The organism is Kitasatospora sp. DSM 101779 (genome assembly GCF_025655475.1).
Lineage (GTDB): Bacteria > Actinomycetota > Actinomycetes > Streptomycetales > Streptomycetaceae > Kitasatospora.
This window is the reverse complement of sequence record NZ_JAHTIK010000001.1, coordinates 2,614,282-2,639,131: the sequence shown is the minus strand read 5'-3', so window position 1 is coordinate 2,639,131 and position 24,850 is coordinate 2,614,282. Positions and strand designations below refer to the sequence as shown.

The window sequence follows — 24,850 nt, the reverse complement described above, 5'->3', positions numbered from 1 at the left end:
AGGGCGAGGGCGGCGGCGACACGGCGAGCGCCTCGCCGGCCGCCGGCGGCCCGGAGCCGTACGACGCCGCCCTGCTGCGCAGCCCGCAGGGGCGGATGCTCGCCGTCGCCTCCGCGGGCGGTCCGGGGCGACCTCGGGCCGGTGACCGCGTTCACGGCGAAGACCGGCAAGAAGCCCGGCCTGCGTGAGTACCGCCTGCTGTGGGGTGCGCCGTTGGACGCGGCCGGGCACTCGGCGCTCCGGGACAACGGACAGGTGCCGGTGGTCTCCGGGGTGCCGGGCTCGACCGCGCTCGCCTCGATCGCCGGCGGCGACCGGGACGAGTGCCTCGGCCTTCGCCGACCAGGTGGCCGGCTGCCGCAGCCCGGTGGCCATCGCCCTCGCGCCGGAGATGAACAGCGGCTGGAACCCGTGGGGGGTCGGGCAAGGCCACCGTGGAGGACTTCGTCCGGCCCGGAAGCACGTCCCCGACGTGTTCACGGAGCAGGGCGTCTCCAACGCGCTCCGGGTGTGGGCCCCGCACGTCTCCGACCAGCACTCCTCGGTGTCGCCGCGCCCGTGCTGCCCAGGCGGCGGCTACGTGGACCGGGTCGCCAGACCAGCCCGATCGGCCCGCCGGTGCCGGCCGCGCCCCCGAACAGGTCGTCGACCTGCTGGATCTTGCGCGCGCCCTCGGCCACCCCGGTCTCCGAGATCAGCGGCGGCTGCCCGGTGAACGAGCACGTACCGGACGGACCGGGTCGACAGCTCGCCTGGCGCCGCCGCGGCGGTGAAGAAGGGCATCGGCGCGCACGGCTTCGGGTATCCGGCGCCGCGGGACTGACGGGCCGTCGGGTCGGCGGGCCGCCGACCCCCGTGGGCCTCCCCTCGGAAACCGGTGCAATCGGCGCACTCCGGGCATTGGTCTTGACCAATGGCCCGGCGGGTCGGGAGAGTGCGCACTGATCACTCCCACTCTCTCCGCGGAGCCCCTCTTCCCATGCGCATATCCCGACCCGCCGCCGCCCTGGCGCTCGGCGGTTCCCTCGCCCTCGGCGCCCTCTCCGCCCCGGCCGCGCACGCCGCCCCGGTCGGCGGCAGCTGCCGGAGCCTCGGCACGGCCAACCTCTACGGCGAGTTCGTCGAGGGCGACGACACCCACTCGCCGGACGCCGAGGGCGCCGTCGCGGTCGGCGGCAACGCCGACTTCCGCGGCGGCTTCTCGGTCGGCAACGAGCTGGCGGACGCCCAGGTCGCCGCGTTGCCCGGCGGCAACGCCCTGGTCGTGGCCGGCGGCATCACGGGCAGCGTCCAGGTCATGAAGGGCAACGGCGTCTACGGCGGCACCCTCGCCGGCACCGCCGAGGCCCACCGCGGCAAGGTGGTGCACGGCGCCTCGCCGATCGACTTCGCCGCCGAGTTCGCGAAGCTGCGCGCGGTCTCCGCCGAACTCGCCGCGCGGACCACTCCCGGCACCGCGATCAAGGCCGCCGGCGACACCCTGACCCTCACCGGCACCGACCCCGGCCTCAACGCCTTCGTCCTGACGGCGGCCCAGCTGCAGGGCGCCAAGGAGGTTTACCTGCACGTGCCCACCGGCGCGGTCACCGTGGTCAGCGTCACCGGTGACGGCTACGACCAGGCGGCGGCGCACACCACCGGCTTCTTCCTGTGGGACGCCGGCACCCGGAAGTACGTCCTGGACGACAAGACGCAGTCCGCGGCGGGCGGCGCCGTCCGGGCCCGTCTGCTGTGGAACTTCCCGACCGCCGCCAAGGTGGTCAAGAACAGCGGCAACGCCTGGCCGGGCAGCGTGCTCGCGCCGAACGCCGCCGTCGACCTCGGCTCCGGCGGCCCCGTCAACGGCTCGGTCATCGCCAAGTCGCTCAAGGGCAGCGGCGGGGCCGAGACCCACCACTACCCGTTCGAGGGCTGCCTGCCCGGCACCGACACCCCGAGGCCCACGCCCTCGGGCTCCACACCGCCCGCCACCACCGGCGGCTCCACCGGCACGACGGGAACGACGGGCACGACGACGGTCGGCGGCACCTCGACCGGGGGCACCACCACCGGCGGCGGCAGCCCGTCCCCGACGCCCTCCGGCTCCACCCCGGCCACCCCGCCCGCGAGCGGCGGCGGCACCACCGGCGGCGGCCTCGCCTTCACCGGCGCGGACGGTGTGATCCCGCTGGCGGTCGGCGGCGTCCTGGTGCTCGCCGCGGGCGGCGGCATCGTCCTCGCCGTGCGCCGGCGCCGCGCCTGACCGGCCCCGGACACGGCGGTGCCCCCGCACCCGAGGGGTACGGGGGCACCGCCGCGCCGGGACTCACTCCCAGCGGAAGAACCGCGCCGCCGCGGCCAGCCCCAGCACCGACCAGAGGGCCAGCACCCCGAGGTCGGACCAGGGCACCCCGGCGCCGTACTGCAGCACCGAGCGCAGCCCGTCCGAGAGCGCGCTGATCGGCAGCAGTTCCAGCACCGGCCGGACGGCCTCGGGGAAGCGCGACAGCGGCACGACCACGCCGCCGACCAGCAGCAGCAGGACGAAGACCAGGTTCGCGCCGGCCAGCGTGGCCTCCGCCTTCAGCGTGCCGGCCATCAGCAGGCCCAGGCCCGAGAAGGCGGCGGTGCCGAGCACCAGCAGCCCGGCGACGGCGAGCGGGTCGCCCTGCGGCGACCAGCCCAGCGCCAGCGCGATCACGGTGAGCAGCGCGACCTGTAGCACCTCGGTCACCAGCACGCAGCCGGTCTTCGCGGTGAGTAGCGCCCAGCGCGGCAGCGGCGTCGCGCCGAGCCGCTTCAGCACGCCGTAGCGCCGCTCGAAGCCGGTGGCGATCGCCTGCCCGGTGAAGGCGGTGGACATCACCGCGAGCGCCAGCAGGCCCGGCGCCAGGAAGTCGACCCGCTTGCCGGGGCCGTCCGCGGCGACGATGTCGACCGAGCTGAACAGCACCAGCAGCACGGTCGGGATGATCACCGTCAGCAGCAGCTGCTCGCCGTTGCGCAGCAGCATCCTGGTCTCCAGCGCGGTCTGCGCGAGCAGCATCCGGCCGACCGGGGCGGCGCCCGGCCTCGGTGAGAAGTCGGTCACGAGCGCAGCTCCCGTCCGGTCAGCTCCAGGAAGACGTCCTCCAGGCTGCGCCGCCCGACGGCCAGCCCCTCCGGCATCACGCCGGCCTCCGCGCACCAGGCGGTGACGGCCGCGAGCAGCTTCGGGTCGACCGGGGCGTCCACCCGGTACGAGCCGGGCGCGTGCTCGACGGCCACCGCTCCGGCCGGCAGCACGGCCCGCAGGCCGGCCAGGTCGAGCCCGCCGGGCGCGCCGAAGCGCACCCCGGCCTCGGCCCGGCAGAGCTCCTCGGGGGTGCCGGTGGCGACGACCTTGCCGTGGTCGACGATGGCGACCGCGTCGGCGAGCTCCTCGGCCTCGTCCATGTGGTGGGTGGTGACGACCACGGTCACCCCGTCGGCCCTCAGTTCGCGGACCAGCTCCCAGGTGGCGCGGCGGGCCTGCGGGTCGAGGCCGGCGGTCGGTTCGTCCAGGAAGACCAGCTCGGGGCGGCCGACCACGGCCATGGCGAGGGCGAGCCGCTGCTGCTGGCCGCCGGAGAGCCGGCGGTAGGCGGTGCGCCCGCAGGAGCCGAGGCCGAGGCGCTCGACCAGGGCGTCCACGTCCAGCGGGTCGGCGTACAGCTTCGCGGTGTGCCGGAGCATCTCGACGGCCCGGGCGCCCGGGTAGACGCCGCCGGCCTGCAGCATCACGCCGATCCGCGGGCGCAGTGCCGCGCCGTCGGCGACCGGGTCGAGGCCGAGCACCCGGACGGTGCCGGCGTCGGCGCGGCGGTAGCCCTCGCAGATCTCTACGGTGGTGGTCTTGCCGGCGCCGTTCGGGCCGAGGACGGCGGTGACGGTGCCGCGGGCGATGGTGAGGTCGAGGCCGTCGACGGCCGTCTTCTCGCCGTAGCGCTTGACCAGCCCGGCCACCTCTACGGCGGGTTCGAGTCGCATACCGGCGAGTGTAAGAGGGCGGCCCGCCTGCTCCGGACACCGGGCCGCCCCGCCCGTCACCGCAGGCCAGGTAAGCCTTGCCTGCGTGACTGAGGACACCGCTGAGGCGTGGGTCACGGCTTGTTCCACCGGAACGAATTACGCAACAATGGTGTTGTGAAAAACATGCGCGAGTACTCAGCACAGGACGGGGCGGCCGAGACGGCCCCCGGCTGCGCCGTGCCCGCGACGGCGGCGGAGGTCCTGCTGGAGGGCCATCGGGCGACCCGGGACCGGGTCGCCCGCTCGATCCTCGACCACGGCCCGTCCTCGGCCGCCGACCTGGCCAGCCGCCTCGGCCTGACCGCCGCGGCCGTCCGCCGCCACCTCGACTCGCTGGCCGCCTCCGGCCTGGTGGAGTCCCGTGAGCAGCGCGTGTACGGCAGCCGTGGCCGCGGCCGTCCGGCAAAGGTGTTCGCCCTCACCGAGTCCGGACGGGACGCCTTCTACCAGGCGTACGACCAGATCGCCGCCGACGCGCTGCGCTGGATCTCGGAGTCGGTGGGCGGCGGCAAGGCGGGCGAGGAGGCGGTCGCCGCCTTCGCCCGGGCCCGCTTCGCCAAGCAGGGCCAGAAATACCTGAGCAGCCTGGAGCAGGCCGCGGCCGGCCACCGTGCCGAGGCGCTTGCCGAGGCGCTGAGCGCCGACGGGTACGCTGCGACGGTGCGGCGCGTGCCCTCCGCCGCGGCGGCGAAGGCCCCGGCGGGCGCCCAGCTCTGCCAGCACCACTGCCCGGTCGCGCACATCGCCGAGCAGTTCCCGCAGCTCTGCGAGGCCGAGACCGAGGTCTTCTCGCAGCTCCTGGGCACCCATGTGCAACGGCTGGCCACGATCGCCCACGGCGACGGGGTCTGCACCACCTATGTGCCGGCATCCGGTGCCGCACCGTCGTCCGCCGAGCGGGCGCCCGGTGCCGTGCCGACTGCCGGTACGTCCCCCAATGAAACGGCTCGTCCGCGCGGAGGAAATTCGCATGACTGACATCGCACACCCCGAGCTCGAGGGCCTGGGCACCTACGAGTACGGCTGGGCCGACTCCGACGAGGCCGGCGCGGTCGCCAAGCGCGGTCTCAGCGAGGAGGTCGTGCGCGACATCTCGGCGAAGAAGAACGAGTCCGAGTGGATGCTCAACCTGCGTCTCAAGGGCCTGAAGCTCTTCGGCAAGAAGCCCATGCCGACCTGGGGCTCCGACCTGTCGGGCATCGACTTCGACAACATCAAGTACTTCGTGCGCTCCACCGAGAAGCAGGCCGAGTCCTGGGAGGACCTGCCCGCCGACATCAAGGCGACGTACGACAAGCTGGGCATCCCGGAGGCGGAGAAGCAGCGCCTGGTCGCCGGTGTCGCGGCGCAGTACGAGTCCGAGGTCGTCTACCACCAGATCCGCGAGGACCTGGAGCAGCAGGGCGTCATCTTCCTGGACACCGACACCGCGCTGCGGGAGCACCCGGAGCTCTTCAAGGAGTACTTCGGCACCGTCATCCCCGCGGGTGACAACAAGTTCGCCGCGCTGAACACCGCGGTGTGGTCCGGCGGCTCGTTCATCTACGTGCCGAAGGGCGTGCACGTCGACATCCCGCTGCAGGCCTATTTCCGGATCAACACCGAGAACATGGGCCAGTTCGAGCGGACGCTGATCATCGTCGACGAGGACGCCTACGTCCACTACGTCGAGGGCTGCACCGCGCCGATCTACTCCTCGGACTCGCTGCACTCCGCGGTGGTCGAGATCATCGTCAAGAAGGGCGGCCGCTGCCGCTACACGACCATCCAGAACTGGTCGAACAACGTCTACAACCTGGTCACCAAGCGCGCGGTGGCGTACGAGGGCGCGACCATGGAGTGGGTCGACGGCAACATCGGCTCCAAGGTCACCATGAAGTACCCGGCCGTCTACCTGATGGGCGAGCACGCCAAGGGCGAGACCCTGTCGATCGCCTTCGCCGGCGAGGGCCAGCACCAGGACGCCGGCGCCAAGATGGTGCACATGGCGCCGCACACCTCGTCGTCCATCGTCTCCAAGTCGGTCGCCCGCGGCGGCGGCCGCACCTCGTACCGCGGCCTGATCGAGATCGGCGAGGGCTCGCACGGCGCCAAGTCCAACGTGCTCTGCGACGCGCTGCTGGTCGACACCATCTCCCGCTCCGACACGTACCCCTACGTGGACGTCCGCGAGGACGACGTCTCGATGGGCCACGAGGCGACGGTCTCCAAGGTCAGCGAGGACCAGCTCTTCTACCTGATGAGCCGCGGCATGACCGAGCAGGAGGCCATGGCGATGATCGTCCGCGGCTTCGTCGAGCCGATCGCGCGCGAGCTGCCGATGGAGTACGCGCTGGAGCTCAACCGGCTGATCGAGCTGCAGATGGAGGGAGCGGTCGGCTGACGCCCCGCCGCCCCCGTCCGTCCCGTTCCCCAGGAAGAGAGCACTACGACAGCCATGGCTGACGTCAACACCCCTAGCGGTGCCACCACCGCCGGTTCGATCGAGGTCGGCACCGCCGGCGCCGGCGCGCAGCTGGCCGGCCCCGGCACCGGCCGCGGCACCGCCGTGCAGCAGCCGATCGACGCCCGCGTCGCGGTCAAGCCGTCCTACGACGTGAACGACTTCCCCGTGCCGCACGGCCGCGAGGAGGACTGGCGGTTCACCCCGCTGCACCGCCTGAACGGCCTGCACGACGGCACCGCCGCCGAGGGCGCCACCGGCCAGGACAAGCTGGAGCTGGCCCTGCCGGACGGCGTCACCGCCGAGACCGTCGGCCGCGACGACGCCCGCCTGGGCACCGCCGGCAAGCCGGTCGACCGGGTCGCCGCGCAGGCGTTCAGCGCTTTCGAGCAGGCCCTGGTGGTGACCGTCCCCAAGGAGCAGGTGCTCACCGAGCCGGTGAAGATCGACGTGCACGGCGAGGGCGGCGTCCGCTTCGCCCACGTGGTCGTCGACGTCAAGCCGTTCGCCGAGGCCGTCGTGGTGATCAACCACACCGGCACCGGCACCCGCGCCGCCAACGTCGAGCTGCTCGTCGGCGAGGGCGCCAAGCTGACCTTCGTCTCCGTCCAGGACTGGGAGCGCGACGCGGTGCACGCCGCCCAGCACACCGCCCTGGTCGGCCGCGACGCCACCTTCAAGTCCGTCGCGGTCACCTTCGGCGGCGACCTGGTCCGCATCCACCCGCGGGTGACCTACGCGGCGCCCGGCGGCGAGGCCGAGCTCTTCGGCCTGTACTTCGCCGACGCCGGCCAGCACCTGGAGCACCGCCTGGTCATCGACCACGACACCCCGCACTGCCGGTCCAACGTGGTCTACAAGGGCGCCCTGCAGGGCCAGGACGCGCACGCGGTCTGGGTCGGCGACGTGCTGATCCGCGCCGCCGCCGTGGGCACCGACACCTACGAGCACAACCGCAACCTGGTGCTCACCGACGGCGCCCGGGTCGACTCGATCCCGAACCTGGAGATCGAGACCGGCGAGATCGTCGGCGCCGGCCACGCCTCCGCGACCGGCCGCTTCGACGACGAGCAGCTGTTCTACCTGCAGGCCCGCGGCATCCCGGCCGAGGAGGCCCGCCGCCTGGTGGTCCGCGGCTTCTTCGCCGAGCTCGTCCAGCAGATCGGCATCGCCGAGATCCAGGACCACCTGATGGAGAAGATCGAGGCCGAGCTGGAAGCGACGGTCGCATGAGTTTCCTCCGTGCGTGTTCGCTGAGCGACCTGGCCGAGGACGTCCCCCGCCGGGTCGAGCTCAACGGTGTCGCGGTGTCGGTGGTCCGCACCGACGAGGGCGTGTTCGCCGTCAACGACACCTGCTCGCACGCCAACGTCTCGCTGTCCGAGGGCGAGGTCGAGGACTGCATGATCGAGTGCTGGCTGCACGGATCGAGCTTCGACCTGCGCACCGGCAAGCCGTCCGGGCTGCCCGCCACCAAGCCGGTCGCCGTCTACCCCGTAAAGATCGAAGGGGACGATGTGCTCGTCTCCGTCAACCAGGAGTCCTGAGTCCCCATGGCAACGCTTGAAATCCGCGACCTGCACGTCTCCGTCGAGGCCGAGACCGGCCCGCGCGAGATCCTCCGCGGCGTCGACCTGACAGTGAAGCAGGGCGAGACCCACGCCATCATGGGCCCCAACGGCTCCGGCAAGTCCACCCTCGCCTACTCGCTGGCCGGGCACCCGAAGTACACCGTGACCGGCGGCTCGGTGCTGCTGGACGGCGAGGACGTCCTGGCGATGTCCGTCGACGAGCGGGCCCGCGCGGGCGTCTTCCTGGCCATGCAGTACCCGGTCGAGGTCCCCGGCGTCTCGGTCTCCAACTTCCTGCGCACCGCGGCCACCGCGATCCGCGGCGAGGCCCCCAAGCTGCGCACCTGGGTGAAGGAGGTCAAGGAGGCCATGGCCGCGCTCCAGATGGACCCGGCCTTCGCCGAGCGCAACGTCAACGAGGGCTTCTCCGGCGGTGAGAAGAAGCGGCACGAGATCCTCCAGCTGGAGCTCCTCAAGCCGAAGATCGCGATCCTCGACGAGACCGACTCCGGCCTCGACGTCGACGCGCTGCGCATCGTCTCCGAGGGCATCAACCGGGTCCGCTCGACCGGCGAGGTCGGCACCCTGCTGGTCACCCACTACACCCGCATCCTGCGGTACATCAAGCCCGACCACGTCCACGTCTTCGCGGCAGGCCGCATCGTCGAGTCCGGCGGTGCCGAGCTGGCCGACAAGCTGGAGGAAGAGGGCTACGAGAGCTACGTGAAGGGCGGCGCTTCCGAGTGACGACGACTCATACCGGCTCGGCGCTGACCGGGCTCCTCGACACCGACGCGATCCGCAAGGACTTCCCCGTCCTGCAGCGCCTGCTGCACGACGACAAGCCGCTGGTCTACCTGGACAACGCGGCCACCTCGCAGAAGCCGCGCCAGGTGCTGGAGGCGCTGAACGCGTACTACGAGCGGCACAACGCCAACGTGCACCGCGGCGTGCACGTGCTGGCGGAGGAGGCCACGGCGCTGTACGAGGGCGCCCGCGACAAGGTCGCGGCCTTCGTCAACGCGCCGAGCCGGGACGAGGTGATCTTCACCAAGAACGCCTCGGAGTCGCTCAACCTGGTCGCCAACATGCTCGGCTGGGCCGACGAGCCCTACCGCGTCGACGCGGACGCCGAGATCGTGATCACCGAGATGGAGCACCACTCCAACATCGTCCCGTGGCAGCTGCTCTCGCAGCGCACCGGCGCGAAGCTGAAGTGGTTCGGGCTGACCGACGAGGGCCGGCTCGACCTGTCGAACATCGACGAGCTGATCACCGAGAAGACCAAGGTGGTCTCCTTCACCCTGGTCTCCAACCTGCTGGGCACGCTCAACCCGGTCGAGGCCATCGTCCGCAAGGCCCAGTCGGTCGGTGCGCTGGTCGTGATCGACGCCTCGCAGGCCGCCCCGCACATGGTGCTGGACGTGCAGGCGCTGGAGGCCGACTTCGTCGCCTTCACCGGCCACAAGATGCTCGCCCCGACCGGCATCGGCGTGCTGTGGGGCCGTCAGGAGCTGCTGGAGGACCTCCCGCCGTTCCTCGGCGGCGGCGAGATGATCGAGACCGTCACCATGGGCTCGTCCACCTACGCCCCGGCGCCGCACAAGTTCGAGGCCGGCACCCCGCCGATCGCCCAGGCGGTCGGCCTCGGCGCGGCCGTCGACTACCTGTCGGCGATCGGCATGGACAAGATCGCCGCCCACGAGCACGCGATCACCGAGTACGCGATCGAGCGCCTGCTGGAGGTCCCGGACCTGCGGATCATCGGCCCGCGCACGGCCGTGGACCGCGGCGCCGCGATCTCCTTCACGCTCGGCGACATCCACCCGCACGACGTGGGCCAGGTGCTCGACGAGCAGGGCATCGCCGTGCGCGTCGGCCACCACTGCGCGCGGCCGGTCTGCCTGCGGTACGGAATTCCGGCGACCACCAGGGCGTCGTTCTACCTGTACTCGACGCCGGGCGAGGTCGACGCGCTGATCGACGGTCTGCACCACGTCCGCAACTTCTTCGGCTGAGGTGACGGGATGAAGCTCGACTCGATGTACCAGGAGATCATCCTGGACCACTACCGCAACCCCCACGGCAAGGGGCTGCGGGAGGGCGACGCCGAGGTGCACCACGTCAACCCCACCTGCGGCGACGAGATCACCCTGCGGGTGAAGCTCGACGGCGCGACCGTGGCGGACGTCAGCTACGAGTCGCAGGGCTGCTCGATCAGCCAGGCCAGCGCCTCGGTGCTGAACGACCTGGTGGTCGGCAAGAGCGTCGGCGAGGCGCAGGCCGTCCAGGAGGCCTTCCTGCAGCTGATGCAGAGCAAGGGCCAGGCCGAGGGCGACGAGGAGGTGCTGGAGGACGCCGTCGCGTTCGCCGGCGTCTCCAAGTACCCGGCCCGGGTCAAGTGCGCCCTGCTCAGCTGGATGGCCTGGAAGGACGCCACCGCCAAGGCCCTGGGCGAGCAGCCCGCCATCAACGACTGAAACGGACGGACTCTCCCATGAGTGACAGCGAGACCCCGGCCGAGCAGGCCGCCGAGCCCCAGGCCGACACCCCCGTCGCCTTCACCACCGCCGGCACGGTGTCCGTCGAGGACCTCCACGAGGCCCTGATGGACGTCGTCGACCCCGAGCTCGGCATCGACGTGGTCAACCTCGGCCTGATCTACGGCATCCACATCGACGAGGACGACGTGGCGACCGTCGACATGACGCTCACCTCGGCGGCCTGCCCGCTGACCGACGTCATCGAGGACCAGGCGAAGACCGCCACCGACGGCCTGGTCAAGGACCTGCGGATCAACTGGGTCTGGATGCCGCCGTGGGGCCCCGACAAGATCACCGACGAGGGCCGCGACCAGCTCCGCGCCCTCGGCTTCAACGTCTGATCCGCGTCCCGCGCGGTGCAGCCCGCCGCCCCCGTCCTGCTCGCCGGGCCGGGGGCGGCGGCGTTCCCGGCCGGGGCGTCCCTTTGCGCCGTACGGGTCCGGGCAGGTGTCGCCGGCCGCCCCGACCGGGAATGTCATCCCCTCGTCCGCACCGGTCGAGGGCAGGAGCACAGCGTGGCGACGGGCAGTTGGCAGGTCCCCCAGGGCAGCATGCCGCTGGAATTCCTCCCCGAGCTGGACATCCCGAAGGCCGGGCCGCAGCGGCGCTGGACGATCCTGCTTCGCTGGCTGCTGCTGATCCCGCAGTTCATCGTGGTGTGGGTGCTGGGGGTGCTGGCGATCCCGGCCGTCATCGTCGGCTGGTTCGGCGCCCTTTTCCTCGGCCGACTGCCGGAGCCGATCGAGGAGTACCTCTCGGGCTTCGTCGGCTGGGACACCCGGGTGCGGGCCTCCGCCATGCTGCTGGTCGACGACTACCCGCCGTTCGCCTGGCGCCCCGAGGACTACCCCGTCCGGGTGGAGCTGCGGCCCGGCGAACTGAACCGGCTCGCCGTCTTCTTCCGCCTGATCCTGATGATCCCGGCGGCCATCGTGCAGAGCCTGGTGCTCAGCGGCTGGTACGCGGCCGCCTTCGTCATCTGGCTGATCGCGCTGATCCTCGGCCGGATGCCCGAACCGCTGTTCGGCGCGACCGCCGCGACCCTCCGCTACGCGATGCGCTTCAGCGCCTATGTACTGATGCTCACCTCGGCCTACCCCAAGCGGCTCTTCGGCGACGACGGGCTGCCGCCGGTGGCGGCAGCCCGTTCCGCTACCCGCCCGCTGATCCTCTCGGGCGGCGCCAAGGCGCTCGTGGTGGTCTTCCTGGTGCTCGGCCTGGTCAGCGGAAGCGTCCGGGCCTTCGTCGAGGACGACAACAACAACTACTACGGCCTGCGGGCACCCCGCGGCAGCAGCACCGCGCCCGCCAGCCCGAGGCAGACCAGCGCCGCCACGGCAGCGAAGCCGCTCACCGCGGGCAGCAGGCCGTAGCGCTGGGTCAGCCAGCCGACCGCCACGATCGGCAGCGAACTGCCCAGGTAGACGATCACCCAGAGCGCCGACAGCTCACTGCCCCGGCGCTCCGGGTCCATCGCCGAGACCGCGGCGGTGAACAGCGAGCGGAACGCCACGCCCTGGCAGGCCCCGCCCAGCACGCTGCCGATGAACAGCAGTGCCGGCGTGCCCGTGTACCCGGCGGCCACCACCAGCACGAGGCCGGTCGCCAGCCCGCCGAGGCCCGCGGCGATCACCGGCCGGTCCGAGGTCGGCGGCACCAGCAGCTGCGCCGCCGCGGAGGAGCCCAGCAGCAGTGCCGCGACCACCGCGCCGGTCAGGTGCGAGTCCGTGTGCAGCAGCCGCGCGGCGAAGGCCGGCGCCAGCGACAGGTACACCCCGAACACCGCGTACGAGACGAAGCCGGCGCCGGCCGCCAGCAGGAAGGTCCGCCGGCCCCGGCGCGGCAGCCGCAGCCGCTGCGGACGCAGGTGGGCCGGGGTGGTGATGCGCGGCGGCGTCGCAGGCGGGCGCTCCCGGCCGGGCATCCGCGGGTGCACCACCGCCAGCGGCACGCACAGCGCCAGCAGCGCCAGCGCGTGCAGCAGGAACGGGGTCAGCAGCGGGTGCGCACCGGTGGCGAGGGTCGCCCCGACCACCGGGCCGAGCGCCACGCCGCCCGCCGAACAGGCCAGGGTCAGCTTCGCGGCCAGCGACGGCCGGTCCGGCAGCAGGTCGCCGAGCGCCGCACCGGCGGCCCCGGTCGACAGGCCGACCGCCACGCCCTGGACGGCGCGGCCGGCCACCAGCAGGCCGAAGCCGTGCGCGTTGGCGAACATCAGGTCGCCGACCGCGGCCAGCCCCACCGCCGGCAGGATCAGCGCCCGCCGGCCCAGGTGGTCCGACCAGTGGCCGACCACGGCGAGCACCGGGACGAGCGCGAAGACGTACACCGTGAACAGCACGGTGGTGTGCAGCGGCGTCAGGCCGAGCTGCTGCTGCAGCAGCGGGTAGATCGGCGTGGCCAGGTTGGCGCCGACCAGCATCAGCAGCAGGGCGCCGGCCACCAGGCCGACGCGGATGCCGCGCAGCGCGTTCCAGCGGCTGATCGCGGCGAGGCGGAGCTGCGCGCGCGGCGCGAGTTCCGGGGGGAGCAGGGCCTCCGACAGTCGGCGTCCGGGGAACTGCGCGGAGCGCAGGCCGGGGCCGGCGGGGGAGAGGTCCGCCATGGCAGGGGTCTCCTGTGGCCGGGCACCACCGGGGACGACGTGGCCAGGGGTGGCGGCCGCGACAACGAGCCCGGGCGGCGCGGTGAGCGTACGGACCCTCCGGCCCGTGGGAGGGAACGGAGGGAGGAGGGCTTCGTTGCCCGAGGGGCCCGCGCGGGGTGTGCGCGGCGCCCGCAGCAGTTTACGCGCCCGACCGGGGCCGCCGGGCCGTCCGGACCCCCGGCGACCGGCGGTTTTCCGTCACACCCGGGCGGCGCGCGCTCCACGGGCACGGCAGCGGGCCGCGCCGCCCGATACGCTGAGTGGATGGGCCGACACGCGACGGCCCGGGCCTACCACAGCCACCACGGGAGATCGCCAACGATGGCCGGACGACGCCGCAACACCCCTGACCACTCGGCCGGTGCCGGGCCGCAGGCGGCACCCGCCGAGAGCCTGCTGCCCGCCGACTACGACCTGGCCGAGCTGTACGGGGCCGGCGGCCGCGACGAGGACGACGAGGACCTCGACGACACCGCGGTGCTCGTCCCGCCGATCGCGCTGCCCCCGGAGACGGAGCTCGCCGCCGCCGCGCTGGCCGTCCCGCTGATCGCCCAGGCGGTCAAGCTGGCCCGCTGGGCCGCGCCGCACCGGGTCGTCGACGAGTTCGGCGACCTGGTGGAGGACGACCGCGGCCCGGCCGCCCGGCTGATCGGGCTCGCCCCGGAGGAGGGCGAGGTGTCCGAGGAGGCCGTGGTCGAGGTGCTGCGGGCCTGGTCGCTGGCGTGCGACCTCGACCTGGTCGAGCTCGGCACCACCCAGGCCGGCGAGCACGTGGCCGTCCCCATGGAGGAGGTCGCGGACGCCGAGGCCGGCGACCCGGCCACCGTCCTCGACCTGTGGCTCACCGCGGCCGGCATCGTCCGGGAGCTCGCCGTCGACACCGACCTGCTCGACATCGAGGGCACGGACGAGGGGGAGGGCCAGGGGACGGGGGCCGGCGGGGACACCGAGGACGAGGAGGCCGCCGAGAGCGCGCTCGCCGAGGTCGAGGAGGCCAGCGAGGCCGCCGCGGAGCTCCTCGACGAGGCGCTCCAGGTGCTGTACGAGCTGACCGCGTTCGCCGAGCCCGGCGAGGAGACCGTGCCGCTGGGCGTGCTCGCCGCACTGCTGGTCGTCCCCGAGGGCGAGGAGCCCGACGAGGAGATGCTCGGCCAGATCACCGACCTCATGGTCGAACTCGACCCGATGCTCGCCGACCTCGCCGAACTGGGCCTGGTCGAGCACCGGCCGATCGACCCGGAACTCTTCGAGGAGGAGGAAGAGGACGGGGAGGCGGGAGAGGGCGCCGAGGCGGCCGCAGGGGAACCCACCGAGGAGGACGCCGCCCGCTTCGGCCTCGTCCGGCTCACCCCGCTCGGCCAGTACGGCGTCCGCGAGTGGCTGCTCGCCGACGGCTACGACGCCCCGCTGATCGGCGACCTCGCCCAGGGCGACGCCGCCGCGCTGCTGCGGGGGCTCGCCGAGTCCCCGAACGTGCTGCCCGAACGGGAGGTCCAGGTCTGGCTCGCCCGGCGCGAGCCGCTGGAGGGTGCCCGCGAACTGCTCGCCGCCTCCCGCGGACTGGACGCGCACAGCCCGGTGCGGCGGATGTACACCGCGGCCGCCCTCGACGAGCTCGGCGAGGCCGGGGACACCGCCCTCACCGAGGTCGTCGACGACCCGGAGCTCGGTGGGCTCGCCCGCGAGCTGCTGCGCACCCACGGCCACGACGTCGCCGCCGCCGAGCGGCCGGTCGCCCTCTGGCGGACCGTCGACCACTTCGCGGCCGTGCTGCTGGTCGGCCGCGGAGACGCCGGCCAGCTGCGCGAGCTGGTCGCCGGCCTGCCGGTGACCGACAACCCCGCCTCCTACTTCGGCGAACTCTGGCGGGTGCCGCACCCCTACACCGCCCTGGTGCTCGACACCGTCGGCGAACTCCACACCGACCGCACCGTCGCCAAGGAGGCCCGCAAGGCCGCCTTCAAGGCCAAGTCGCAGCAGGGCCACGGGTAACGGCCCGTCCGCCGCGGGCGCCCCACCGGTCGACGGCCGGCGGGGCGCCGCCACTCGGAGCCCGGCAGGCCCTGGGAGTCGTCCTCAAAGGCGATCGGGCAGCCGTAGGTGCCCCACACGCCCCTGAATCGACCGTTGAGCACCTTTGGGACGACTCCTACGGCAGGTCGAGGCTGCCGTCCTCGGTGAAGGGGAAGAAGGGGTTGTGGGCCAGCTCCCAGAGGTGGCCGTCCGGGTCCTCGAAGTAGCCGGAGTAGCCGCCCCAGGAGGTGGCGGTCGGGGGCTTGACCACCGTGGCGCCGGCGGCGACGGCGGTGGCCAGTGCGGCGTCCACCTTGGCGGTGGACTCCAGGTTCACGGCGAGGGTCACCCCGCGGAAGGACGGCTCACCGGCCGCCGGGACCCCGGCGTCGGCGGCCAGCTCGTCGGTGGGGAACAGGCCGAGGACCGAGTCGGCGGTGCGGAACCAGACGATCTCCGGGCTGGACGCGGCCGAGCGGCGCCAGCCCAGCGCCTCGTAGAAGGCCGTGGACCGGCCCAGGTCGGTGACCCCGAGGGTGACGATGCTGATCCGGGCCGGGAAGTCGGTGGTCGAAGTCATGCCGCTCAGGGTAGGCAGCACCGCCGACATCCGGCGGGTGTTCCCGGGCGGTCGGCGGGTCGTGCGGCCTGATGGCCTGCCAGGTGCGCCGACCCGTATCGTGGGGCGGACGCGGTGCGGTGGTCGGGGGGTCGGCGCCCGGCGGCCGCCGCGGACGGCGCGGCGAGGACCGGGGGTGCGGCGAGCATGACCAGACAGCAGGTGGGTGGGCCCCACGACCCCGAGGACACCCCGGCCGGCCCCCCGCGCGGACCCGGGCATCGGGACGGCAGCGAGCCCCGGGAGCCCCGGGAGCACGAGGAGCACGAGGAGCACGAGGAGCACGAGGAGCACGAGGAGCACGAGGAGCGCGACCGCAGGGTGCTGTTTGGCGCGGACTTCCCGTTCTACGCCGCCGTCGGTCCCGGCACCGACGGCCCCGCCGACCGCGCCTGCCTGGCCGGGTACGAGGTGCTCGACGGCCGGCTCCGCTGGGTCGAGCTGCGCTCCGGCGACTGGACGGACCCGCGGGGCCCGCACGTCACCGTCCGCACCCAGCGCGCCGCCGATCCCGCCGAGCCCGACCGGGTGCTGCCGCTGCCGGAGCTGGAGGACGTCGTCGAGGACGAGCGCGACCGCGTCTACGACCAGGTGGGCATCGACGAGGGCGACGGCCCCGGGCTGACCCGGGCACTGCGCGGCTGGATCTCCCTCGACGGCGAGCCCTGCCCGGTGGAGATCCACGAGGACCGCCGGCCGGTCGGGCCCGACGGCACCGCCCCGGCCGCCGGGGGCGCACCGGTCTGGGCCGGCCGGCTGCAGCTGGACGGTGTCGCCGTGACCGTCACCGCGCGGGGCCTGCCGCCGGACGGGGTCGAGCTGCTCAGGGTCCTCGACGTCGAGCCGTTCGTCCGCGGCCGCACCGCGCAGGCCCGGAAGATGACGGAGCGTCAATGGCGGCGCGCCGTCCCGGTGGAGGAGCGGGAGCTGCCGCCGGCCACCGGGCTGGACGCCCACCGGGCGGTGGTCGACCACGGCATCCAGGAGGCCATCGCGGTGGAGGCGCAGCTCTGTTCGCGGCGCGCCGGCCGGATCCCGCGGCGGTTGCGCGGCGAGGCCGGGGCGGAGTGCTGGGAGTCGGCGGTGCGGCAGCAGATGCGGCTGGCCTCGGAGTCCCGCCAGGAGGCGGTGGAGGCGGTGTCCGCGCTGGTCAACCAGCTGACCCGGCTGGCGCAGCGGACGGACTGGCTGGTGGGGACTGCGGAGGGCGAGGCGGCGGTCGCGGAGTCCGTCCGGTACACCGTCTTCGCCAGTGAGGTGCCGAGCCTGTCGGCGCAGCTGGCCTGGGCGCGGCTGTGGGCGGGCGGCGCGCCGGGCGGTCCGGACGGCGCCGAGGAGGCGTGGCTGGCGGCCTGGGAGGACTGGCGGGGCCTGCGCCGCGGCTGAGCCGGCGGCGCGTACGGGCGGCTCGAAGGGCGGTTGTGGCGGCCGGTGCCGACGGCGGCGAAGGTGAAGAGCAGGTCATGGGTTCGCATGAGGACGGCAAAACACCACTGCGCCGCAGCCCCCGGTTCACACCGGGTTCACCCGCCGCGAAGAGTCTGCTGCGCGTCCTTCCCGTACGCCCACCCTCAGGAGTGACCGACATGTCGCTGTCCCGCCGGGACTTCGTGAACCGCTCGACCGTGCTCGGGGCCGGTGTCCTCATCGCCGGCAGTGCCGAGGTGCTGGCCACCGCCCCAGGCGCGATCGCGGCCCCGCTCGGCGGCGACGCCCCGGCGGCCGGGAAGGGCGCGCACACCGCGCTCGGCTACGGCCCGCTCGTCTCCGACCCGGACGGCATCCTGGCCCTGCCCAAGGGCTTCAGGTACCGGATCATCACCCACACCGGCAGGACCACGCTGGTCACCGGCGAGTCGACGCCCAGCAACCACGACGGCACCGCGGCCTTCCCCGGCCGGCACGGCGCAACCCTGCTGGTCAACAACCACGAGCTGAAGGGCAGGCGTGCCAACTGGCCGCACCCCGTGCCGCTGCTGGAGGGCCACGTCTACGACCCGACCGCGGCCGGCGGCTGCACCGTCGTCGAGGTCGCCAGGCACGGCAAGCAGGTCCGTGAGTGGGTCGGCATCGCCGGCACCTCCACCAACTGCGCGGGCGGTGCCACCCCGTGGGGCACCTGGCTGTCCGGTGAGGAGACCGAGGACAGGGCCGGCCAGAACGGCATGACCAAGGACCACGGCTACATCTTCGAGGTGGACCCGTACGACCAGGACGCCAACCGCGACCCGAAGCCGGTCAAGGCCTTCGGCCGCTACCCGCACGAGGCGGCGGTGGTCGACCCGAAGCGCGGCCACGTCTACCTGACCGAGGACGCGTCCGGCCCGAACGGCCTGCTCTACCGCTGGACCCCGCCGGCCGGCTTCCACCACGGCCGGGGCAAGCTGCGCACGCTGGCCGACGACGCCGGCGTGCTGGAGGCCTTCAAGTGCTTCGACTCGCACGGCAAGCCGGTCGACGACCTGTCCCGCGCGACGGCGATCGGCACCACGTACGGCGTGGACTGGGTGAAGGTGCCGGACCGCGACGCGAAGACGGTCTCCGTCCGCAAGCAGTTCAAGGACGGCGAGATCACCCGCTCCCGCAAGCTGGAGGGCATGTGGTGGGGTGACGGCGGCACCTATTTCGTGGCGAGCTACGCCCGCGAGGAGAGCCCCGTCCAGCACGACGGCCAGGTGTGGTTCTACAACCCGGCCCGCCGCACCGTCACCCTGAAGGTGCTGCTCGGCGTCAACAAGGACGTGTGGGCGGACAACGGCAACTTCGACGGCCCGGACAACATCACCGTCTCCCCGCACGGCGGCCTGGTGATCGCCGAGGACGGCGAGGGCCAGCAGCACCTGTTCGGCACCACGGACGAGGGCCGGACCTTCCCGATCGCCCGCAACGAGCTCAACCTCGGCACCGCGGAGAAGCCGGAGTTCAGTGAGTTCACCGGTGTCACCTTCTCGGCCGACGGCGAGACGCTGTTCGCCAACATCCAGGAGCCGGGCATCATGCTCGCGATCACCGGCCCGTGGCACCGCCTGCGCCGCCACTGACCGGACCCGGCCCGCGGGCCGGCCGCAACCCTCCGCGCGCTGCCCGTCGTCGACGCCCCGTCAGGCGTCCTCGGCGGGCAGCCGCAGTTGCAGCATCGCCAGCAGCCGCTGCTGCGGCTGGGCGAGGTCGAGGCCGGTGATCTGCTCGGCCCGGCGGACCCGGTAGCGCAGGGTGTTGGGGTGGATGTGCAGGGCGTCCGCGGCGACCCGGACCTCGCCGAGCGCGTCCAGCCAGGCCAGCACCGACTCGGCGAGCCGGGTGCCGTGCTTCCGGTCGTACTCGGCGAGCTCGGTCAGCCGCGGGTCGCGCAGCCCGGTGTGTTCCTGCAGCAGCGCCAGCACCTCGCTGACCAGCACCTCCGCCTGGACGTCGGAGAGCGCCGCGACCTGGCGGGCGACCCCGCCGCGGACCATCGCGTCCAGGATGCGGTCGGCCTGCGCCCGGGACTCGGTCACCTTCGCCAGGCCGTCCACGGTGGTGCCGATCGCCGCCCGCAGCCGCACCCCGAGGTGCTCCTGCGCCGCGTCGACCACCTCCTGCGCCCAGCCGCGCAGGGTGGCCGCGGGCAGCGCGGGCGGCAGCTCGGGCAGCAGCACGTAGACCCGGGACTCGATCGGGGCGAGCAGTGCCCCGCGGTGCCGGGCCGCGGCGTGCACCGAGATCAGGCCGATCACCTCGGCGCGGGTGAGCTCGGGGTCGGCGCCCTCGGTGGGGGAGTCGGCGGCGTAGGCCAGGACGGTCGCCGGGCGGCGCAGGCCGAGGCCGAGGTGGGTGGCCAGCGACTGCGGTCCGGTCGAGCCCTCCAGCAGGCCGGTGAGCAGGGTGCGGGTCAGCCGGACGTCCGCGGAGAGCTCGCGCCGCCGCCGCACCAGCTGCCCGGCCGCCACCCGTGCGGCGCCGACCAGCGCCTGTTCGGACTGCTCGGCCAGCGGCTGCGCGCCCTCCTGGACCCAGATGGTGCCCAGCGGCTGGGCACCGGCCCGGATGCCGATCGCGAGGCGCCGGCGGATGCCGAGGTCCGGGTGGGCGTCGATCTCGATCACCGCGTCCGAGCCGCGCAGGTGCTGGAAGACGCCCCACTCGCGCAGCTTGGACAGGTACGGCTCCGGGCCCTGCCACCCGAGGATGGACAGCCGGCGCAGGTCGTCCAGCTCGTCCGAGTCGGAGGAGCGCGAGTAGGCGAGCACCCGGCTGGAGGTGTCCTCGATGGAGACCACGCCGTGGGTGAGCACCGCGACCGTCTGCGCGAGCGAGAACAGGTCGCCGGCGTTCGGCTCGGCGGCCTCCGGGGTGTCGGGGCCGGCGATCAGCATCCGCGCCAGCCCGTCGAGGTGCTCCCAGCGGGTCTCCGGGCGGACGGACAGCAGCGCCACCCCCGCCTCCGCCGCGGCCTCCCGCAGCGCGTCCGGCACGCCGCCCGCATCCAGTTTGACGGCGACCCGCCGCGGCCCCGCCCCGGCCCGCCGCGCGGAGCACCGGCAGGGCGGCCCGGCCGCGGACGCCGATCGCCAGCACCAGCTCGCCGGGGCCGGCCGCGGGCGGCTCCTCCGGGTCGAGGATCGCGACGTCGCGCACCGGCACGTCCAGGCCGGCCGGGGCGGCCTGCAGCTCGACCAGCGGCTCGCCCAGCGACATCAGCAGCTGCCGCAGCGGCAGGCCCGGAACGGCGGTCACCGGGCGGCCCCGGGCACGGAGCGGGCGGCGCTCATCGGGCGGCGGCCTTCGGCCGGTCGGCGGGTCTGTTCACACGTACAAGGGTATCGGCCGCACTTTGGCGGCCCGGCCAATCAAGCGGACCCCGGCCGCGGCATAGCGTTGCCGCATGGCCGACGTGCGACCCCCGCCGGCCGACCCATGACGAGAAGGAGAGCGTGCGCGCCATGGATGCTGTGACCCAGGTCCCCGCGCCGGTGAACGAGCCGGTCCACAGCTACGCCCCCGGCAGCCCGGAACGGGCCCGCCTGGAGGCGAAGCTGAAGGAGCTGGGTGGCCAGGAGCCGCTCCAGCTCACCATGACCATCGGTGGCGAGCACCGGATGGGCGGCGGCGACGAGATCCACGTCGTCCAGCCGCACAACCACGCCGCCCGCCTCGGCACCCTGCGCAACGCGACCCGGGACGACGCGCAGGACGCGGTCGAGGCCGCCCTCGCCGCCGCCCCGGCGTGGCAGGCGCTCTCCTTCGACTCCCGCGCCGCGATCTTCCTCAAGGCCGCCGACCTGCTGGCCGGCCCCTGGCGCGAGACCCTGGCCGCCGCCACCATGCTCGGCCAGTCCAAGACCGCGCAGCAGGCCGAGATCGACACCCCCTGCGAGCTGGTCGACTTCCTGCGCTTCAACGTGCACTTCGCCCGGCAGATCATCTCCGAGCAGCCGATCTCCTCGGACGGCGTGTGGAACCGCAGCGACCACCGCCCGCTGGAGGGCTTCGTCTACGCGATCACCCCGTTCAACTTCACCGCGATCGCCGGCAACCTGCCGACCGCGCCCGCGCTGATGGGCAACGTGGTGATCTGGAAGCCTTCCCCGACGCAGCAGTTCGCCGCGCACTACCTGATGCAGCTGCTGGAGGCCGCCGGCCTGCCCAAGGGCGTCATCAACATGGTCACCGGCGATGGCCTGGCCGTCTCCGAGGTCGCCCTCAAGCACCCCGCGCTCGCCGGCATCCACTTCACCGGCTCCACCGCCACCTTCCAGCACCTGTGGCGCGAGGTCGGCACCAACATCGCCGGCTACCGCACCTACCCGCGGATCGTCGGCGAGACCGGCGGCAAGGACTTCCTGGTCGCCCACCCGTCCGCCGACAAGGCCGTGCTGAAGACCGCGATGACCCGCGGCGCCTTCGAGTTCCAGGGCCAGAAGTGCTCGGCGCTCTCCCGCGCCTACGTCCCGGCCTCGCTCTGGGCCGAGCTGAAGGACGAGTTCCGCGACGAGGTCGAGTGGCTCACCATGGGCGACGTCTGCGACCTGTCCAACTTCATGGGCGCCGTCATCGACGACCGCTCCTTCGCCAAGAACAAGGCCGCGATCGACCGCGCCAAGGCCGACCCGAAGGTCGAGGTCCTGGCCGGCGGCACCTACGACGACTCGGTCGGCTACTTCGTCCGCCCGACCGTCCTGGTCTGCGAGGACCCGGCGAGCGAGTACTTCCGCGACGAGTACTTCGGCCCGATCCTCGCCGTGCACGTCTACCAGGACGAGAAGTACGACGAGATGCTGGCGCAGATGGAGTCGGTCGCCGCGTACGCGCTGACCGGCTCGATCATCGCCCAGGACCGCGAGGCCGTGCAGCACGCCATGCACGTGCTGCGCCAGGCCGCCGGCAACTTCTACATCAACGACAAGCCGACCGGTGCCGTCGTCGGCCAGCAGCCCTTCGGCGGCGGCCGCGCCTCCGGCACCAACGACAAGGCCGGCGCCAAGCAGAACCTGATGCGCTGGACGTCCACCCGCTCCATCAAGGAGACGTTCGTCCCGCCGACGGACTACCGCTACCCGCACATGGGCTGACACCCCGTTGCACCCCGGTGCGGCGGCCCCCTCCCACCCGTCGCCCACCGCCACCCTCGCGGGACGCGCTGCGCGCGACACCCCCTGAGGGCCGCCGCGCCGCCCTCTCCACCACTCCGGAAGAAAGCCCAGGAGTCACCGATGCTCCGTTCCGCCCTCCTCGCAGCGTCCCGCTCCCCGCAGGTGCGCACCGTCGTCGAGAAGTTCCCGCCGACCCAGGCCATCGTCAAGCGCTTCGTCGCCGGCGAGACCCTGCAGCAGGGCATCGACGCCACCGCCGAACTCGTGGCCAGCGGCCGCAGGGTGACCCTGGACCACCTCGGTGAGGACACCGCCGACGCCGCCCAGGCGGCGGGCACCGCGGAGGCGTACGAGCACCTGCTGGCGGCCCTGAAGGAGACCGGCCTCGCGGCGAACGCCGAGGTCTCGGTCAAGCTCTCCGCGGTCGGCCAGTTCCTCCCCGCGGACGGCGAGAAGATCGCGCTGGAGAACGCCCGGCGGATCTGCGAGGCCGCCGCCGCGGCCGGCACCACGGTGACCCTCGACATGGAGGACCACACCACCACCGACTCCACCCTGGAGATCGCCCGCGAGCTGCGCGCCGACTTCCCGTGGCTCGGCGTCGTCCTCCAGGCCTACCTGCGCCGCACCGAGGCCGACTGCCGCGACCTCGCGCACGCCGGCTCCCGCGTCCGCCTCTGCAAGGGCGCCTACAAGGAGCCCGAGTCGGTCGCCTTCCAGGGCAAGGAGCAGGTCGACCTCGCCTACGTCCGCGCGCTCAAGGTGCTCATGGGCGGCGAGGGCTACCCGATGATCGCCAGCCACGACCCGCGCATGGTCCGCATCGCCGGCCAGCTCGCCGAGTGGAACAAGCGCGACACCGACAGCTTCGAGTACCAGATGCTGTACGGCATCCGCCCCGAGGAGCAGCTGCGCCTCGCGGAGGAGGGCAACACCATGCGCGTCTACCTGCCCTACGGCCAGGAGTGGTACGGCTACTTCATGCGCCGCCTCGCCGAGCGCCCGGCGAACCTGACCTTCTTCCTGCGCGCCATGGCCACCCGCGGCTGATCGCACCGTCTGCCGCGGGGGATGTAGGACCGACCGGTCCGAGGAGGGGACGGGCGTGTGGGCGCCCGTCCCCTTCGTCATGCCGTGCTGCGGGGCTGCTAGAGCATGCGGGCGGCGGGGTCGACCATGCCGCGGGCGGTCTTGGCGTCGACGTACTCGCCGAGGGCGGTCATCACCCATTCGCCGGAGAACTGGCGGACGAGTTTGCACATGGCGACGCCGGTGCGCGACTCGGCATGGGTGAGGTCGAAGCGGACCAGCTCCTGGCCGCTGCCGGCGTCGAGCAGACGGCAGTAGGCGTTCTTGACGTCGGTGAACTTCTGGCCGGAGAAGGAGTTGACCACGAAGACCAGGCCGCACACCTCGGGCGGCAGCCCGTCCAGGTGGACGGTGATGGACTCGTCGTCGCCGGCGCCGGCTCCGGTGAGGTTGTCGCCGGAGTGCGCGATCGCGCCGTTGAAGATCGACAGCTTCATGAACCAGGCCGTCTCGAGCTTCTTGCGCTGCGCGTCGAAGGCGATGCAGGAGGCGTCCAGGTCGACGTTGCGGCCACGCCCGGCCGGCTCCCAGCCGAGGCCCATCCGGACGGCGGAGAGGAACGGCTTGCCGCCCTTCTCCAGCGAGACCGAGCCGCCCTTGGTGAGGCTGACCCGGCCCTTGTCCAGGGTCACCTTGTTCATTGCGGGCACGGCGGGCGCTGCGGCTGCGGGGGCCGCCGGGGGCGCCGCGGGCTGCGGCGGGGCGGCGGGCTTCTGCATGTCCTGTACCGGCGGGGCCTGCAGGGGCGGGGCCGCGGGCATCGGCGGCGGCGCCGCGGCGGCCGCCGGACCGGGGTCCTCCACGTTGACGCCGAAGTCGGTGGCGATCCCGGCCAGGCCGTTCGCGTAGCCCTGGCCGACCGCGCGGACCTTCCAGACACCGCCGCGGCGGTAGACCTCGACGACCACCAGGGCCGTCTCGCTGCTCAGTCTGGGCGGGGTGAAGGTCACCAGCACCTCGCCGCTGCCGGCGTCCCGCACGGTGGCGGTCGGCTCGGTGCCGGCGAAGGTCGCGCCCGCCTCGTCGAGGCTCGCCGTCACCACGATCTTGTCGATGCCGTCCGGCACCGCCGCGGTGTCCACGGTGATCGCGTCGGGCGTGCCGCCGCCGCCCGGGCGATGGGTGACCCCGGGGCCGTGCGGGGCGTTGAAGAAGACGAAGTCGTCGTCCGAACGGACCTTGCCGGCCTCGGTCAGCAGCAGGCCGGAGACGTCCAGGGCCTTCGGCGCCGTCACCTCGACCGTCACCCGGCCGGCGTTGAGTGGGGCGTTCCCGCCCTGGGTCAGGACCGTGGTCACGGTGCTCCTCCTCGCTCCTCGCGGCG

At 73.3% G+C, this 24,850-nt stretch carries 21 protein-coding genes and 1 pseudogene; 16 read left to right on the top strand and 6 right to left on the bottom strand.

Features of this window, described 5'->3' with window-relative positions; translation table 11 throughout:
- Together KSNIM_RS12235 and KSNIM_RS12230 are read left to right on the top strand one after the other, a co-directional pair.
- Positions 1 to 188 (top strand): annotated as a pseudogene (locus KSNIM_RS12235) (hypothetical protein); the annotation flags it as partial.
- Positions 189 to 979: 791 nt separating this feature from the next.
- Complete coding sequence (locus KSNIM_RS12230) at positions 980 to 2,242, top strand: choice-of-anchor A family protein (RefSeq protein WP_263103270.1); 1,263 nt, start codon at positions 980 to 982, stop codon at positions 2,240 to 2,242.
- Between the two features lie 63 nt (positions 2,243 to 2,305).
- Here KSNIM_RS12230 and KSNIM_RS12225 read toward each other — a convergent pair whose 3' ends face one another.
- Both KSNIM_RS12225 and KSNIM_RS12220 read right to left on the bottom strand, forming a co-directional pair.
- A complete protein-coding gene (locus tag KSNIM_RS12225; protein WP_263107921.1) occupies positions 2,306 to 3,025 on the bottom strand; it encodes an ABC transporter permease in 720 nt (239 codons plus the stop codon).
- A 41-nt stretch (positions 3,026 to 3,066) separates the two neighbouring features.
- Entirely contained in the window at positions 3,067 to 3,987 is a 921-nt protein-coding gene (locus tag KSNIM_RS12220) for an ABC transporter ATP-binding protein (RefSeq protein ID WP_263103269.1), read from the bottom strand.
- A 165-nt stretch (positions 3,988 to 4,152) separates the two neighbouring features.
- Here KSNIM_RS12220 and KSNIM_RS12215 point away from each other — a divergent pair, with 165 nt between their 5' ends.
- The 9 genes from KSNIM_RS12215 (at position 4,153) to KSNIM_RS12175 (ending at position 11,959) form a co-directional block, all read left to right on the top strand.
- A complete protein-coding gene (locus tag KSNIM_RS12215; RefSeq protein WP_263103268.1) occupies positions 4,153 to 5,007 on the top strand; it encodes a helix-turn-helix transcriptional regulator in 855 nt (284 codons plus the stop codon).
- The gene (gene sufB, locus KSNIM_RS12210) at positions 5,000 to 6,412 is read left to right on the top strand and encodes a Fe-S cluster assembly protein SufB (protein ID WP_263103267.1); all 1,413 of its coding nucleotides are present in this window, start codon (positions 5,000 to 5,002) and stop codon (positions 6,410 to 6,412) included. The genes KSNIM_RS12215 and sufB overlap by 8 nt, the downstream gene beginning before the upstream one ends.
- Positions 6,413 to 6,466: 54 nt before the next feature.
- Positions 6,467 to 7,705: a Fe-S cluster assembly protein SufD gene (sufD, locus tag KSNIM_RS12205; protein WP_263103266.1), complete on the top strand. Its 1,239-nt coding sequence runs from the start codon at positions 6,467 to 6,469 to the stop codon at positions 7,703 to 7,705.
- The gene (locus KSNIM_RS12200; RefSeq protein WP_095872751.1) at positions 7,702 to 8,019 is read left to right on the top strand and encodes a bifunctional 3-phenylpropionate/cinnamic acid dioxygenase ferredoxin subunit; all 318 of its coding nucleotides are present in this window, start codon (positions 7,702 to 7,704) and stop codon (positions 8,017 to 8,019) included. Before sufD ends, KSNIM_RS12200 begins: the two co-directional genes overlap by 4 nt.
- 6 nt (positions 8,020 to 8,025) lie before the next feature.
- Positions 8,026 to 8,790, top strand: a complete 765-nt coding sequence (gene sufC / locus KSNIM_RS12195; RefSeq protein ID WP_263103265.1) for a Fe-S cluster assembly ATPase SufC — start codon at positions 8,026 to 8,028, stop codon at positions 8,788 to 8,790.
- 23 nt (positions 8,791 to 8,813) lie between these two features.
- Complete coding sequence (locus KSNIM_RS12190; protein WP_263107920.1) at positions 8,814 to 10,061, top strand: cysteine desulfurase; 1,248 nt, start codon at positions 8,814 to 8,816, stop codon at positions 10,059 to 10,061.
- Positions 10,062 to 10,070: 9 nt separating this feature from the next.
- Positions 10,071 to 10,523, top strand: a complete 453-nt coding sequence (sufU, locus tag KSNIM_RS12185) for a Fe-S cluster assembly sulfur transfer protein SufU (protein WP_263103264.1) — start codon at positions 10,071 to 10,073, stop codon at positions 10,521 to 10,523.
- Between the two features lie 17 nt (positions 10,524 to 10,540).
- Positions 10,541 to 10,927, top strand: a complete 387-nt coding sequence (locus KSNIM_RS12180; protein WP_263103263.1) for a metal-sulfur cluster assembly factor — start codon at positions 10,541 to 10,543, stop codon at positions 10,925 to 10,927.
- Positions 10,928 to 11,101: 174 nt separating this feature from the next.
- Entirely contained in the window at positions 11,102 to 11,959 is an 858-nt protein-coding gene (locus KSNIM_RS12175; protein ID WP_411543693.1) for a DUF4389 domain-containing protein, read from the top strand.
- Here KSNIM_RS12175 and KSNIM_RS12170 read toward each other — a convergent pair.
- Positions 11,854 to 13,191 (bottom strand): MFS transporter, encoded by a 1,338-nt coding sequence (locus tag KSNIM_RS12170; RefSeq protein ID WP_263103262.1) that lies wholly within the window; start codon positions 13,189 to 13,191, stop codon positions 11,854 to 11,856. The two genes, KSNIM_RS12175 and KSNIM_RS12170, sit on opposite strands and share 106 nt — an antisense overlap.
- Before the next feature lie 363 nt (positions 13,192 to 13,554).
- Between KSNIM_RS12170 and KSNIM_RS12165 the strand changes: the two genes are divergently transcribed.
- The gene (locus tag KSNIM_RS12165; protein WP_263103261.1) at positions 13,555 to 15,225 is read left to right on the top strand and encodes a hypothetical protein; all 1,671 of its coding nucleotides are present in this window, start codon (positions 13,555 to 13,557) and stop codon (positions 15,223 to 15,225) included.
- 157 nt (positions 15,226 to 15,382) lie between these two features.
- Here KSNIM_RS12165 and KSNIM_RS12160 read toward each other — a convergent pair whose 3' ends face one another.
- Entirely contained in the window at positions 15,383 to 15,826 is a 444-nt protein-coding gene (locus tag KSNIM_RS12160; RefSeq protein ID WP_263103260.1) for a VOC family protein, read from the bottom strand.
- A 186-nt stretch (positions 15,827 to 16,012) separates the two neighbouring features.
- Between KSNIM_RS12160 and KSNIM_RS12155 the strand changes: the two genes are divergently transcribed.
- Complete coding sequence (locus KSNIM_RS12155) at positions 16,013 to 17,251, top strand: hypothetical protein (RefSeq protein WP_263103259.1); 1,239 nt, start codon at positions 16,013 to 16,015, stop codon at positions 17,249 to 17,251.
- Between the two features lie 200 nt (positions 17,252 to 17,451).
- Positions 17,452 to 18,906: a PhoX family protein gene (locus tag KSNIM_RS12150; RefSeq protein WP_263103258.1), complete on the top strand. Its 1,455-nt coding sequence runs from the start codon at positions 17,452 to 17,454 to the stop codon at positions 18,904 to 18,906.
- 60 nt (positions 18,907 to 18,966) lie between these two features.
- Here the strand turns inward: KSNIM_RS12150 and KSNIM_RS12145 are convergent, their stop codons facing one another.
- On the bottom strand, positions 18,967 to 20,319 hold the full coding sequence (locus KSNIM_RS12145; protein WP_263103257.1) for a PucR family transcriptional regulator: 1,353 nt from the start codon (positions 20,317 to 20,319) through the stop codon (positions 18,967 to 18,969).
- Positions 20,320 to 20,787: 468 nt separating this feature from the next.
- Between KSNIM_RS12145 and pruA the strand changes: the two genes are divergently transcribed.
- Both pruA and KSNIM_RS12135 read left to right on the top strand, forming a co-directional pair.
- On the top strand, positions 20,788 to 22,416 hold the full coding sequence (pruA, locus tag KSNIM_RS12140; RefSeq protein ID WP_263103256.1) for an L-glutamate gamma-semialdehyde dehydrogenase: 1,629 nt from the start codon (positions 20,788 to 20,790) through the stop codon (positions 22,414 to 22,416).
- Positions 22,417 to 22,557: 141 nt separating this feature from the next.
- Positions 22,558 to 23,487 carry a proline dehydrogenase family protein gene (locus KSNIM_RS12135; RefSeq protein ID WP_263103255.1) on the top strand — a complete coding sequence of 310 codons (930 nt, stop codon included), beginning with the start codon at positions 22,558 to 22,560 and terminating at the stop codon, positions 23,485 to 23,487.
- A 98-nt stretch (positions 23,488 to 23,585) separates the two neighbouring features.
- Here KSNIM_RS12135 and KSNIM_RS12130 read toward each other — a convergent pair whose 3' ends face one another.
- Positions 23,586 to 24,812, bottom strand: a complete 1,227-nt coding sequence (locus KSNIM_RS12130; protein ID WP_263107918.1) for a TerD family protein — start codon at positions 24,810 to 24,812, stop codon at positions 23,586 to 23,588.
- Positions 24,813 to 24,850: the final 38 nt, after the last annotated feature.